Origin of the sequence: Mesobacillus sp. AQ2 (genome assembly GCF_030122805.1) — a bacterium.
Taxonomy (GTDB): domain Bacteria; phylum Bacillota; class Bacilli; order Bacillales; family Cytobacillaceae; genus Mesobacillus; species Mesobacillus oceanisediminis_A.
Genome location: NZ_CP126080.1, coordinates 2,806,596 through 2,820,925 on the forward strand (window position 1 = coordinate 2,806,596; position 14,330 = coordinate 2,820,925).

The window sequence follows — 14,330 nt, forward strand, 5'->3', positions numbered from 1 at the left end:
CAGCAGAACCCATGGCTCTGCTGTTTTTTGTTTAACTTTTTCTCCAAACCCTTTTGTTCTCGATCCTTCTCGTGTATCCAAGTGCATCGAGACGTTCAAGGAATGGAATCATATACTTACGTGATAACTCCACTGCTTCTTTTGCCTGTGAGACTTCAAATTCATCTCCCGTTTGCTCTTTCAGCTTACTCACTGCATCAGCAAAATGTTCTCCATACCAGGCGTATTGGTCATCCAGCATAACAATAACTTCCTGGTCTTCGAGGAAGCGTTTTAGTTCAAAGGAGATAGAGTCAGGTATGCCTGCATTTTTAATATAGTCATGCAAATAAGCAACCTTTAAGCCGTCTTTCTTCAGCTCGTTGATCAGATTCTCTGTCCGTTTTTCCCAGTTTTTCGGGACATGCGGAACAAATGCTGCAAGCGAGATATATTGTTCTTTTCTCATGAATAACCCCTTGCTGATTCCATTTTCGATTATGAATTCCAGCAACGTTTTAGAAAAAGATTTTTGCAGTGTTTGCAACAATTCAGCTTTATTCATGCCAGGACGCATTGGGCTTTCCTCGTGATAATCTTCCAATCGATCCATGATATCTTCTTCGATAAGGTCAATGATTGATGTCAGGGCATATTCTTTATTTGATACTTTGACAAACTGGTCATCTTTTAGATTGGATAAAATAGATCCCTCATCAAGCGCTGTCCGCTTAATCAGCTCTTCGACCGTCAGGCTTTTTGCTTCATATAAGGCAGCGTTCATTCTTTCAATCGGTGTTCCAGCTTTCTTTTTTTCCAACTCCTCAATTGTCTGCTGTCCAAATCGATACTTGTTTCCACGTGGGTCGATTACCCAACCGCCACCAATTGTCTCCTGCGGACTTGGCCTGCGAACAATGAACCGGTCTCCTCGTTTAGTGACGATTTTTTCATCAAGGCGCAGCTGGCAAAGAATCTCCCCATTCTCTTCTTTTAGTTCGTTTCTGTCAAAAAAGACAATCCGTCCCATTACTTCGGCCGTACCGATATGGCACTTTATTGGCGTCCTTTGTTTTACCAGGTGGTCAAGGTCCTCAACGACTCTGATTGCGACGTCAATTGTATTGGTAACGATAAAATGCTCAGAAGAAACCAGCACCTCACCCCGTTCAAGCTCGTCCCTCGATACCCCTGAAAGATTAATGGCAGCCCGCTGACCCGCGAACGCTTTTTTGGCAGGCTGATGATGTACCTGAAGCTGTCGTGCCCTTACTTCATGCCCTGATGGCAAGACTTTTAATTGCTGCCCTTCTTCAACCGTCCCCTCGTAAACAGTGCCTCTGACAACGGTGCCCTGGCCTTTTACCGAAAATACCTGGTCGATGGGCAGACGGAAAGCTCCCTTTACATCACGCATTTCCTGTTCTTTCAGCGTACCAATAATCAGTTCTTTCAGTTCGATGATTCCTTTTTTAGATAGGCTATCGACCATCATAAAAGGTGCATTTTCAAAAACGGTCCCTTTAAGCTCGCCAAGAATGTCGTCTTTCACAAGTTCGATGAAATCCTCTTCCACCCTGTCAATCTTTGTGATTGCAATAATTCCTGAACGAATCCCCAGAAATCCAAGAATGTCCAGATGCTCACGAGTTTGCGGCATGACCCCTTCATCGGCAGCGACAACAAGAACGACAAGATCAATCCCAGCTACACCGGCGATCATCTGGCGGATAAAGCGCTCATGTCCCGGTACGTCCACCACCGAAATTTGCAGTTCTTCATCTTCATATAGTGGCGCAAAGCCCAGTTCAATCGAAATTTGCCGTTCTTTTTCTTCTTTCAGGCGGTCAGTGTCCACATTTGTCAACGCCTTGGTCAACGACGTTTTCCCGTGATCAATATGACCTGCCATCCCGATGGTAAAATACCTCTTGCTCAAATGCTGACACCTTCTTTTACTATGTATAAAGTAACTCTAACTTTAAATCGAAAATAGTTCAAGCGACGAAATGGGACAAGTATCCTGGTTCTCACATAAATTGTAAGTGAAGATACATCTGCTTCCCGAACCTTGGTCACTACATATCCAGGCAGGGTCTTTTGTCAATTAAACTCTTCTTACTCTCGTTATAAAAAAACTGCAGACACTTTCTTGCTTGTCTGCAGGTCTATTTTTACTATAAATCATTGATTAAACATAAAACGAAGCATGGCGGCAGCCGCAAGTCGGCTTGTGATATCACGGAAATCTTTAGAAGGATCTATTTCTACGATATCCATTGCTTTCACTTTTGGATGAGTGGCTGCAGCGGAAATGCTGGTAAGCAGTTCCCTGCTGGTTATGCCTCCCGGACCGATTGCCGGGCATCCTGGTGCAAATGCCTGGTCCACGACATCCATATCGACCGATAAATAGATTATATCTACTATTTTAGATAATCTGTCCAGTTCCTTTTTTATAATAGGTACTATGCCTGAAATCTCAACATCTTCCATTGTATAAACGGTAATCCCTTTATCCTTCGCATAATCATGATAGACTTTGGCATTCGCATAATCACGGATTCCTATCTGGACAAGATTCTCACCTTTAAGGTGACCTCCTTCAATGAGACTGCGGAATGGAGTGCCATTTGTCCGTCCGCCATCCTCCAGATTTCTGACATCATGGTGTGCATCCCATTGGAGGACACCTATCTCACCATATTGCTCACTGAATGCACGGATCGAAGGGTAGCTGACTCCATGGTCCCCACCGAGCAAGATATACCTGTTACAGGCATTCCTTGCAAGCATTTCTCCGACGCTTATACGGAGTCTTTCAATGGATTCCTCCATGTCAGTTGGATGCACCTGCACATCACCAAAGTCAAGGACCTTAATATTCTTATAATCTTGGTCTCTTTCCCCTGAAAAAGTAGAGAATGTACTAAGGCATGCCCTTATAGATTTAGGCGCATCCGATGCCTGTGACAAAGAAATAGAAGTTTTTGAGAACGGAAGACCGATCAACCCAATCTCCCCTATAGCTCCGTCTGTATAGGATGCAAGACACTCATTGACCTTGGTGACAAAATTGTCCTTGAATACTGCCTGCCTACCTGGCTGAAGATAGCTGAACTCCACTATAAGCCATCCTTTCCCAAAGTTTTTTGCCAGAACGGAAAACGCTTTGAGCATGATTCACACCATAATGGTACGGAATGTATTGATAATTAGGCACATCCCAGATCACGAAATCTGCGGGGCGTCCTATTTCAAGTGTCCCTGCCTCTTGGGGCTTACCGATTGCATGGGCGGCATTGATCGTAACTGCATTCCAGATTTCTTCCGCTGCCATTTTCAGTTTTAAAGCTGCGAGTGACATGATCATTTGCAGGTTTTCAGTCACACAGCTGCCTGGATTAAAATCTGTTGCCAGGGCGACTGCTGCACCCTCATCAATCATTTTCCTTGCACGAGCATACTGGTCTTTACCGAGATAAAATGTTGTACCTGGCAGTAAAACCGCTACTGTGCTGCCTTCAGCGAGCCGTTTGATTCCCTCATCTGAAGCGGCAACCAGATGGTCCGCACTTGCAGCTCCCAATGACACCGCCAGCTCAGTACCACCTAGCGGATCGATTTCATCAGCATGGATCTTCAATCCAAAACCCTTGTCTTTTGCAAGCTGTAAGTACTCCCTAGATTGTTCAATCGTAAAAACCCCTGTTTCACAAAAAATATCGATGAATTCCGCCAGCCCAGTTTCTTTGATTTCGTCGAATAAACCAGACATTAGGTCCAGGAACTGAGCTTCTTTCCCCTTAAATTCAGGAGGAACAGCATGTGCTCCCAGGAATGTTGATACAATCGAAACCGGATATTTTTCTTTTAACCTCTTGACCACCTGCAATTGCTTGAGCTCTGTCTCTGCATCCAGGCCATATCCGCTTTTGGCTTCCATGGTTGTCACACCATAAGAAATCATCCTTTCAAGGTGGAAGGATGCCTTTTTGAGCAATTCCGCTTCGGATGCTTTTTTAGTAGCTGAGACAGTTGACAAAATTCCCCCGCCCTTAGCCAATATTTCCAAATAAGGAACACCGGCCTGCTTTAACGAAAGCTCATGCTCACGCGAGCCACCAAAAACCAAATGAGTATGTGGATCAACAAGGCCGGGGGAAACAACTTTTCCCTGGACATCGATTCGCTCAGAGGCTTTTAATGATTCAGCCTCCACGCTTGAGCCGAGCCAGGCCACTTTTCCTTCGATGATTCCCATTGCGGCATTCTCTCTTATATGCAGTTCTTTCATTTCCTCCCCTTTTAAGGGTCGATTTTTGAATAGCGGCAAAATGAGCTGCCCTATATTGTATAGAATCAAATCATATGTCAATGGTCTCCCACCCTTTCTATATACACTCAAAAGGCTCTATATCGAATTAGGAAGCAACTTCGAAAAGAGCAATTAAACACGTTAGAATCTGAACTCGTTCGAATTCCCCGTTCTTTTCTACATTACGGAAGCATTGGAATATCTACGCCTTTTTCTTTCGCTGTTTCAATCGCTTTTTCGTAACCTGCATCTGCATGGCGGGCAACGCCCATTCCAGGGTCCGTGGTCAGGACTCTTCTCAGTCTTTCCTCCGCCAGGTCCGTTCCATCAGCAACTGCAACCATACCTGCGTGAAGAGAATAGCCCATCCCTACTCCCCCTCCATGGTGGACAGAAATCCACGAGCCGCCGGCAGCGACATTGATTAGTGCATTAAGGATTGCCCAATCGCCGACTGCATCGCTGCCATCTTTCATCGCTTCAGTTTCCCGGTTTGGCGAAGCAACGGACCCGCTGTCCAAATGGTCTCTGCCGATTACAATCGGAGCTTTCAATTCACCATTTCGTACCAGCTCATTGATTGCCAATCCCATTTTCACTCGCTCACCATAGCCAAGCCAGCAAATCCGCGATGGCAGACCCTGGAATTCAACCTTTTCCTGAGCCATGTCAATCCAGCGCTGGAGGGCTTCATTTTCAGGGAAAAGTTCTTTGATTAGTTCATCTGTGCGATGGATGTCAGCAGGGTCACCTGACAAAGCTGCCCAGCGAAAAGGGCCTTTTCCTTCACAGAACAGCGGACGGATATAAGCAGGGACAAATCCAGGAAAGTCAAAAGCTTGCTCTTCTCCATGGTCCTTGGCCACCTGGCGAATATTGTTTCCGTAATCGAAAGTAACCGCTCCTCGGCGCTGGAACTCAAGCATGGATGCAACATGCTTAGCCATTGAGAATGATGATTGCTTAACATATTCCTCCGGGTTATTTTCCCGCAGTTGTGCTGCCTCCTCCAGATTCACCCCGACAGGTATATAGCCATTCAATGGATCGTGAGCCGAAGTCTGGTCCGTTACGATTTCGACTTGAAAGTTTCTTGACAAAAGTTCAAGATGGACTTCTGCTGCATTGCCTACAAGACCAATCGAAAGTGCTGTACCCTTATGCTTCGCTTCCTTTGCCCATTGAATCGCTTCATCGATTGAATGGGTCATCCTGTCGCAATAACGCGTATCCAGACGTTTTTGGATACGCTGCGGGTCGATTTCCACCGCAATGCAAACACCTCCGTTCATCGTGACGGCCAGCGGCTGGGCTCCTCCCATGCCTCCGAGACCCGCGGTCAGTGTAATTGTATGTTTTAGCGTACCGCCAAAATGCTGTCTCGCAACCTCGGCGAAGGTTTCATATGTGCCCTGCAGAATCCCTTGTGAACCAATATAAATCCAGCTTCCCGCAGTCATCTGCCCATACATCATCAAACCTTTTTTATCAAGTTCATGGAAATGATCCCAATTTGCCCATTTAGGGACCAATACTGAATTCGAAATCAAGACGCGGGGAGCTGCTTGGTGTGTTTTGAATACCGCAACAGGTTTACCAGATTGGACAAGCATTGTTTCATCATTTTCGAGCCTTCTTAGCGTTTCAACAATTGCATCGAACGCCTCCCAGTTACGCGCGGCTTTGCCAATTCCTCCATAAACGACTAGGTCTTGCGGTTTTTCTGCGACCTCGGGGTCTAGATTGTTATAAAGCATTCTTAATGCCGCTTCCTGTTCCCAGCCTTTACATTCGAGTTCCAGGCCCTTTTTCGCTTTAATATTGCGTTTCGCTTTTATTGTCATCATTTCCACTCCTCTTAATAAATTAGATTATCAAACTAAGCTCCCATGCTTTTTTATAGCTGTCCACTGCCAGTTATTTTTTTTTAGCCACTCTGCCAGTCTCTCAATATCCTCAGAGAAAACGCGATCTTCTGTGATTGAAGGAACAATCTTTCTGGCATCCTCGTAAAAGCTTCTTGTTTTTGGCGCCATTTTTTCGATTCCCCGGTATTGGACTGCCTGGAGTGCACAAATACATTCTATGGCCAGCACACGCCTGACATTCTGAATAATGCTGTAGGCATGGCGGGCTGCAATGGTCCCCATGCTCACATGGTCCTCCTGGTTGGCTGAGGATGGAATAGAATCTACACTTGCCGGATGTGCGAGCGTCTTATTTTCGGAAACAAGAGAGGCCGCGCTGTATTGCATGATCATCGCACCAGACTGAAGTCCAGGCTGTGGACTCAAAAATGGAGGAAGGTCATTTAATTGAGGATTGACCAGCCGCTCAATACGTCTTTCAGAAATACTCGCAAATTCTGCGACAGCAATTTTCATGAAGTCCATCGCAATGGCAATCGGCTGGCCATGGAAGTTGCCTCCCGATATTACCGTCTCACCACTGTCAAAAATAAGAGGATTATCCGTAGCAGCATTCATTTCGATTTCAAGCTTTTCTTTCACATAATCAAGTGCCTGCCAGGAAGCACCATGCACCTGTGGTATGCATCTTAGCGAATATGCGTCCTGCACCCGTTTTTCTCCCTGGTGTGTCGTCAGCTTGCTCCCTGCAAGCAGGTCTCTCATACGTTCAGCTACGTCCATTTGCTGCTGGTAACCTCTCGCCGAATGGACAGCAGGATGGAATGCATCAATGACGCCCTCCAGTCCTTCCATAGTAAGGGAAGCAATCCACTCTGACTGATATGCCAGATCGTTTGCCTCCAGCCAATTGACAACCCCCATCGCCGTCATTGCCTGTGTACCATTAATTAGTGCAAGACCCTCTTTAGCTTTTAACTCGATCGCTTCGAGTCCTTCTTTTTCATATGCTTCGGAAGTGGAGCATACCTTGCCCTGATAATAAACTTTCCCTTCTCCGAGCAGAACAAGTGCCAAATGTGAAAGCGGAGCTAAATCTCCGGAAGCACCAAGCGAACCTTGCTGCGGCACAACTGGATGGATCTGCAGGTTAAGCAATTCCTTTAATCGTTCTACAATCACTGGCCTGATCCCGGAATATCCTTTGATTAAGGCGTTAAGCCGCAGCAAAATCATTGCCCGTGAAACCACTTCCGGAAAAGGATCCCCCACGCCGCAGGCATGCGAACGAATCAAATTCAATTGCAGTGAGTTAACATCCCGTTCATCGATGATGACATCACTGAATTTGCCAAAACCTGTGTTTATTCCGTAAATCGTACGCTTTTCCGCTACGATTTTTTCTACTGCTTCCCTGCTTTTTTCAACCTTTTCCATACTTTCCGGACTGATCGCTACGATTTCATCCTGATAACAAACCTGCCTGATTTGTTCCAAGGTTAATGATTCACCCGTTAATACAACCATTCAAGCTACCCCCTGATCGGATAAAATAAAAAGGAGACGATAATGGCATACTTAAACCATCATCGCCTCCTTATGACTAGTGGACTATAGGCAATGCAACTTCATATATGATTGATTCCCAACCCAACCGTTTCGTGTTCAGAACCTTTTACTGGAGCGCCAATCGTTCCATAGAACGCAACAGCAATCCATTCACCTTCTGCACGATCCTCGAAGGGTGTTCCCCTTACGACAGCAAATCTCAGACCGACTGTCCTGCTCATTTCACCAATAGATAGATGGCCGCGTGTAACACCTTCCATCCCTTCCATTATTGCATGGTACAGAGCATGTGTTTCACGGTATAAATGAGGATGAATGAGTCCATGGCGTTTGGCAGCTGTTTCCACTGCGGAAATTACCTTTTGTAAATTCATTGATCCTACCTTGCCAAGACAATAGCTTACATCACTCAACCTATCCTGAAAAAACACCATCTCTTCTTCTGTGAAAGATGCCAGCAGGACCGCTGTTTTCCCAATCGCAATTTTACTCATCACTAACTCCATTTTCTGAATTTTAACTATTGACTAATAACTTACGTTAATTTTATGTTTCCTGATGGCTGGTGTCAACCACTTTGGAAAATTTTAGTATTCTAATATAGTAGTATGATACCCTGTTAAAGCGATAAAAAAAGCACCGCAAAGGCGCTTTACATTACTTATCTTCTATAGATTCCGCCAATTTGAAAAGAAAATCATAAATTAGAATAAAAGCATCTTTTATAGATAGGCTCTCCTTGTATCCTTCCAGGCCATTCAATGCGAAATTGAGGCTCCATAATCCTTCATTGCCGTCGAACATTAAATCGTATCCTGCATCATGAAGGCTCTGCTCAAGATAGTTTTTGATGGCCGGCCCCATCTTTTTTTGCAGTTTAAGGCCAAGCATGACATCGTAGGTCCCAAATACATCATCATTTTCAAAACTTACTGCATCGACACCGATCAAATCAAACCATTTCGATTCCATGTACATGAATTCATTTTTCCGGTCTTTAAAATAGGAGATTGGCTTCTCGAGGAAGTCGAATGATTCCTCACCAAGGAATTCCTCCGTTTCTTTGTCCCCTCTTTCAATATATGCACGATCAAAAAGGGTACCCGAATCTAAAACTTTTGCCTCTGTTCCCTCGAGAAGTCCTTGGCGTTCCGCATATTCTTTTACGACATTATGTAATTCGACAGGCCCATCTTGTGTTGTGAGATAATTCTCCACCTGGTTTTTCAGCATTTCATTACCCTCCATAATTGGTTAACTGTTATTTATATTGAATGGTTATTTTGGAAATAGCAAATATTCTTGATCATTATTCCCCAAATTTACTAAAGTTTTACGGAAGTATAGTCACATCCCCATACATTCCACTGCTTTTCCCCATATCCTGTTATTACACCACCATTCGAATGAAAGGAGAGGCGAATTCATGAATTATTATTACAAGGATGACCATCGGCCAGACGACCATGACCTCTGGCATTCCAAAGACAAAAATAAACAACGGAAACATGATCAGCATAAACAATGGGATAACTGGGATGACCACAAGGACCTCAAAAAACGCAAGGATAAGGATAAACACAAGGACTGGGACCATAATCACCATTACGAATCGGATGACTGGGACGACCATAGGGATTCCAAAAAATGCAAGGATAAGGATAAACACAAGGACTGGGACCATGATTTCCATTATGAATCGGATGACTGGGATGACCGCAAGGACCGTAAAAAATGCAAGGATAAGGATAAACACAAGGACTGGGACCATGATTTCCATTATGAATCGGATGACTGGGATGACCGCAAGGACCGTAAAAAATGCAAGGATAAGGATAAACACAAGGACTGGGACCATGACCACCATAACGAATCGGATGACTGGTTTGACCACAAGGATCGTAAAAAATGGAGGGGAAAAGATAAACACAAGGACTGGGACGATGATTTCCATGATTGCGGCTGTGAAAAAGACCATCACCATGAAAAACATTCCCATAATTGCGTTTGCAAAAAGGTAAGGGATATAAATGAAGCTCAGCATAAGGTATCAAAAAGGAAAAACGGCTGTGATGTCAGCTGCGAGCGTTCGATTCAGGAACTGCTGCAGCAAGGCAAGCATCCAAACTTTGATACCATTCCCTTTAAATTATTATGCGGTTGCAGCAAAGGTAACTGTGAGACATTTGTAGGTACCGGAGTAGTGAAGATCGATGGCTGTTTTTATGATATAAAATCTACCTTTTTCCGCGTTGTTGATTTTGTAAAAGGATCTAGCTGCTGCGCGATTCTCGAACTGCTTTGTCCTGAGAGATGTGAAGGAAAGCATCATGGCATTGAAGGCTTTATCAGAACAGGAGCTTGCTTTGAAGTCGATTTAAAAGATTTCGTAGGCATTACCTGCTTTCCCCCAGTCAAAGCCAAAAAAATGGACCCACATAAGCTCTTATGCTCTGGACGCGGGTGATCCCAATAGATTGAATGCCCCACTTATGTGGGGTTTATTTACTGTTAGTTCATAAATACCTATCAATTTCTCTTATCTGTACTTTTCGGTAAAAATATGTGAATGCCCCCTATCATTCGTCTATTCAATCATTGGTGTACTGGCATATACAATAGTAAGTCAAAAGAAAGGAGCAGAGTCAGACTGTTCCTTGAAGCTTTTGATATAAAAAAATAAGGAGTGAAAGAAATGAGAAAAAATACAGGCTGCAACACTTCCCATGGCTGCCCGCCACAGACTTCATGCGATAAGGCAAAAACGCTTCGTGTTGATTGCGACAGTGTATCTAATCCACCTACTGGGGTAGACCTCACATACCCGGTTGCTGATATCGATGTTTCTCTTGCGGTAGTAGATCTTCAGGTAGATGTTGAAAGTGATATTCATCTCCCAACACCAGCCCGAGAAATCAAGAACATGAAAAGGAATGTTTCCTTAACCCAGTGTAAGGCAATCATTTCTTCAATGAATAGCGGAACTGTCAAACTCTATGTCTCCGGTATTGTTCACAAAAATATCCAGTATATAGATCAATGCAGCGGATTTATGCGGGACCATAGTGTCGATGTGCCGTTTACATGTATTCAGGCAGTTGAAGTCTTCAATCAGCCTACTGAAGAAATTTTGAGCAATAAGAATTCTATTAGTGAAAGAAGGTTCATCGACAAAAAAGGTCTTGGTGCCGATCGTTGCACTTCGGGTGCCTTTACGGAAGAATATTTCAATGAGCCAATTAAATGCAAACTGCTCTATTCTTTCGTCAATGACATTGATCTTTTCAAGGACTTTGACAACTGGGGAAGATTCAGCCGCATCACCGAAAAGATGGAAGTCGGTTTAAAGATTAAATTACTGCAAAAGCAGCAGGTTAACCTGGATTATTGCAATGCTCCAGAACCAGAATATGACGAATCTTCTTCCTAAGACTAAGACTTCTATATGGTATTACAACCTGGAAGCATGAAGGACAGATGAAAGGTTTAAAGATTCGGAATCAAGAATAGCAAACAGGCAAGGGTGTCTCGTCTGAGGCACCCTTTTTAAATTTATTGTGAAAGTAGCTTTTGCAAGTCCAGGCATTGTTTCTGAAAAAGATCGATCTTCATCCGTGCAGTACCCTGGAACATGATTTTGTCTTGGTCAACAAATTGTTCATTCCAAACACAGTGCAGATTCGCTAAAGTGAAGTCCACCTTTTCCACTAAACTCTCTTTATATTCACGCGTAAATCCTGCTTCCATTCCCAGCGGGGAAGTGAACATATATTCTTTGCTGTGTTTTGAGGAAAGTTCGGGCTGATGAATCCAATTAACCGGGATGATTTTTTTCCATGGCAAGTGGATTTTTAGTGAATGCAAGGTCCCTAGATCGTCGTTATTTACATAATCCATAGTCAAAAGAAGGATTCCCTTCGTAAATAACTTTGCCGATGGCAGCAATACTTCTGCATCAAGTGATTGCAAAGAGCATCGAACATTTGATATAGAAGAGATGGGTCTTGAGAGCTTGAATGTATCAAATATGTCTATTTCGAGATCGACATCTGCCAACTGTAAAGGAAGCCTCACCTTAGTCCTTTCATACGTTTTATTAATTCCACGGTATGCAGCCGTTGCTAATTGGATAGGCTCTGATGATGACTCTTCATAGGATTCATTCGAATCCTGAAAATCAGGTTCAAAATCTGCATCTTCCTGAGACTCTTCGTTCATTCTGGGTTGATTGTAAGATTCTTGATCATGATTGAATTCGCTGGATTCCACTAATATTTCATTAATCTCTTCATCAGGACTTTCCTTGACTTCTTCCTGATCGATATCATCCGATTCGGCAACAACTGAAATATCCCTGTTGTCACTTGACTCGACCTCTATTTCATCCATCTGTAGTGTATTTTTCTGGGATGTCTTTTCTTCAACACTTTTAATTACCGGCGGAGAAAGTATCAAAGGTTTTCCCGAACCCTTTGAATCCCTGCTTGTTCGGTTATTGCTTAAATTGGTATTATTTCTATCATTCTCAAGACTTTCCGAACCTCTATTACGTCCTCCAGAGAGATTTCTCAAACTTCCGGTAAAAAAATTCATTTCTTGAAACATTCTATTGGTGTTATCCATCTTAACTGGATGGTTCTCCTCCAAATTGAAACCGATCCATGCCCTCCTTCCTATATAAAGGCAAAAGGGCATATACTATAGTTGCCTAGTATAATACCCCGTCTTTTACTGTTATTTATTCTGATTCGTCATAGCAATCAGGATCATTCGTTGCAGAAGATACCCGGATTTGCTGGTTTTGAAGAACGCGTACGGTAAAATCGATCACCATTTTTTCTTCAATTGTCTGGAAAAATCCTTCGTCGATCGGTGAAGAGGTTGGAAGCGGCTGACGGTCAATTGCCTCATCCCATTCAATAATTTGGCTGGAAACTAATTCACAGAACGGCAGTTCATTATAGTGCTGTGAGCTTTCCTGATGGAATTGGCTCAAGTCGCTGGTCAATAACTCATCTTTTTCCGGAAACCCTGTTGACAATGGTTTGGATACAAAGAAATCAAATTCCTTACGATTATTCACCTGCGGCATTACAGGGTGTGAAAGGAAGTTCTTGACTTCTGTCACAACTTGGAACGGAATATCTACTGTATAGGAATGCAAGTCAGAAGCTACTGATGAGGATGATGAAGCTTCAATCTCCTGGCTAGGGCTGGCATATTGGATGTTCTTCCTTACAAAACCTTTGATAAACAGCTTATTGGTCGGCAATAGCAATCGGCATTGAGTCAATTTAATTCTCTTTTTTATATCCTTAATTTCAAGCACTGGTTCTGGAAATTTAATTAACGTATCCAAATTCACGTGCAGCGTCAGCTCTGCAAGGACAACAGGAACTTTCGTTACGACCTTCCCTAAGCTTACATGTGGGTGATGATGCTTTGGTGTGCATTCAAAATGGTCTTTTGAAGGCTTACACTCATAATCGGGCTTTTTATTTTTATCTAATTCAAACATACATGGCTCCTCCTTAAACTCCTTAGAGTGAAGATGTTCTATCCTATGCATCCTGATTTATTGGGTCTAGGCGTATGCCCCCCCCTATGTGAGTTAAAAAAGGGCATGGACCTTTTTAAATCATTTATTTTCATAGCGATGTACTGGCCAGGAAAGAACTAAAAATTTTTTTTGATACTTTTTATACGTCAGGAATACGAGCAGCCTGAAGAAAATCGGCATATGTATAGAAGAGTCCATAAAAAATGGCGAAGACAATAGCCTTCGCCATTTTGTTTCTTATTAATAGTAGTGGTAGTTAGCCATTACCATTGTCGTCGCCATTTCCATTCAAGGCAACTTGCTGGTTCTGTAAAACTCTCACACGGAATTGAAGGAAAGTTTTTTCCACAATCTTGTGGAAGGTGCCTTCTTCAAATGGTGAATGATGTGGTGTTAAAGGTTGACGGTCGATAGCTTCGTCCCATTGAACGATGCTGCTGGATACCAGTTCGCAGAATGGAATCTGATTGTAGTTTTGAGTACTCACTTGATGGAATTGTGATAAGTCGCTGGATAGCAACTGATCCTTTTCTGGAAATCCATGTCCCAGGTTCTGTGCCCTGAAGAAATCGAATTCTGCACGAGTATTAACAACTGGATTTACTGGGGGAGTCAGGAAATCAGTGATAACCGTTACACACTCAAACGGTACGTCTACAGTAAGAGATCGCATTTCTGACGCTACACAGTCACTTGATGAATGAGGACATGGTGTTGCGTACTGAATATTCTTGCGAATGAACCCTTTGATGAATAATGGAATTCCTGTTGCAGCGTCTGAAGTAGGTCCTATAAGCAATCTGCACTGTACGATTTTTACTCTCTTCTTAATGTCCTTGATTTCCAAGACCGGATCCGGAAAATGGATATCGGCAACCAGATGATCTGAAACTGTAATATCTGCTAAAGTTACTGGAACATTGGCAGAAGGCACTAAACCCGGTGTAGGTACGTTGACACACTCACTTCTGGATGCAGACTGATTTACATTTACACATCCATGCTTACCTTTATGGTCATTAGTCATTTTTGTTCC

12 protein-coding genes are annotated in these 14,330 nt (G+C 43.3%); 2 read left to right on the plus strand and 10 right to left on the minus strand.

Annotated elements, in window-relative coordinates:
* Nucleotides 1-31: 31 nt before the first annotated feature.
* The 7 genes from selB to QNH36_RS14125 all read right to left on the minus strand — a co-directional run bounded on the left by selB (nucleotide 32) and on the right by QNH36_RS14125 (nucleotide 8,967).
* Nucleotides 32-1,918 (minus strand): selenocysteine-specific translation elongation factor, encoded by a 1,887-nt coding sequence (selB, locus tag QNH36_RS14095; protein WP_144479551.1) that lies wholly within the window; start codon nucleotides 1,916-1,918, stop codon nucleotides 32-34.
* A gap of 245 nt (nucleotides 1,919-2,163) precedes the next feature.
* The gene (hutG, locus tag QNH36_RS14100; RefSeq protein ID WP_313959732.1) at nucleotides 2,164-3,105 is read right to left on the minus strand and encodes a formimidoylglutamase; all 942 of its coding nucleotides are present in this window, start codon (nucleotides 3,103-3,105) and stop codon (nucleotides 2,164-2,166) included.
* Nucleotides 3,077-4,276, minus strand: a complete 1,200-nt coding sequence (hutI, locus tag QNH36_RS14105) for an imidazolonepropionase (protein WP_222125082.1) — start codon at nucleotides 4,274-4,276, stop codon at nucleotides 3,077-3,079. The genes hutG and hutI overlap by 29 nt, the downstream gene beginning before the upstream one ends.
* Before the next feature lie 203 nt (nucleotides 4,277-4,479).
* Nucleotides 4,480-6,141 carry a urocanate hydratase gene (gene hutU / locus QNH36_RS14110; RefSeq protein WP_144480023.1) on the minus strand — a complete coding sequence of 554 codons (1,662 nt, stop codon included), beginning with the start codon at nucleotides 6,139-6,141 and terminating at the stop codon, nucleotides 4,480-4,482.
* 30 nt (nucleotides 6,142-6,171) lie between these two features.
* Nucleotides 6,172-7,692 (minus strand): histidine ammonia-lyase, encoded by a 1,521-nt coding sequence (gene hutH, locus QNH36_RS14115; RefSeq protein WP_144479555.1) that lies wholly within the window; start codon nucleotides 7,690-7,692, stop codon nucleotides 6,172-6,174.
* 101 nt (nucleotides 7,693-7,793) lie between these two features.
* Nucleotides 7,794-8,228 (minus strand): histidine utilization transcription antiterminator HutP, encoded by a 435-nt coding sequence (hutP, locus tag QNH36_RS14120; protein ID WP_144479557.1) that lies wholly within the window; start codon nucleotides 8,226-8,228, stop codon nucleotides 7,794-7,796.
* Nucleotides 8,229-8,391: 163 nt separating this feature from the next.
* Nucleotides 8,392-8,967 (minus strand): branched-chain amino acid aminotransferase, encoded by a 576-nt coding sequence (locus tag QNH36_RS14125; protein WP_283903685.1) that lies wholly within the window; start codon nucleotides 8,965-8,967, stop codon nucleotides 8,392-8,394.
* A gap of 193 nt (nucleotides 8,968-9,160) precedes the next feature.
* Between QNH36_RS14125 and QNH36_RS14130 the strand changes: the two genes are divergently transcribed.
* On the plus strand, nucleotides 9,161-10,201 hold the full coding sequence (locus QNH36_RS14130) for a CotY/CotZ family spore coat protein (RefSeq protein ID WP_283903686.1): 1,041 nt from the start codon (nucleotides 9,161-9,163) through the stop codon (nucleotides 10,199-10,201).
* Nucleotides 10,202-10,429: 228 nt separating this feature from the next.
* Nucleotides 10,430-11,164: a CsxC family protein gene (locus QNH36_RS14135; RefSeq protein WP_144479563.1), complete on the plus strand. Its 735-nt coding sequence runs from the start codon at nucleotides 10,430-10,432 to the stop codon at nucleotides 11,162-11,164.
* 122 nt (nucleotides 11,165-11,286) lie between these two features.
* On the opposite strand, the gene QNH36_RS14140 is transcribed toward QNH36_RS14135, so the two are convergent.
* From QNH36_RS14140 to QNH36_RS14150, 3 genes are all read right to left on the minus strand, one after another.
* Nucleotides 11,287-12,327, minus strand: coding sequence for a hypothetical protein (locus QNH36_RS14140; RefSeq protein WP_283903687.1), 1,041 nt, complete (start codon nucleotides 12,325-12,327; stop codon nucleotides 11,287-11,289).
* A gap of 145 nt (nucleotides 12,328-12,472) precedes the next feature.
* Nucleotides 12,473-13,252 (minus strand): CsxC family protein, encoded by a 780-nt coding sequence (locus QNH36_RS14145; protein ID WP_144479567.1) that lies wholly within the window; start codon nucleotides 13,250-13,252, stop codon nucleotides 12,473-12,475.
* A 298-nt stretch (nucleotides 13,253-13,550) separates the two neighbouring features.
* The gene (locus QNH36_RS14150) at nucleotides 13,551-14,321 is read right to left on the minus strand and encodes a CsxC family protein (protein ID WP_283903688.1); all 771 of its coding nucleotides are present in this window, start codon (nucleotides 14,319-14,321) and stop codon (nucleotides 13,551-13,553) included.
* Nucleotides 14,322-14,330 lie beyond the last annotated feature (9 nt).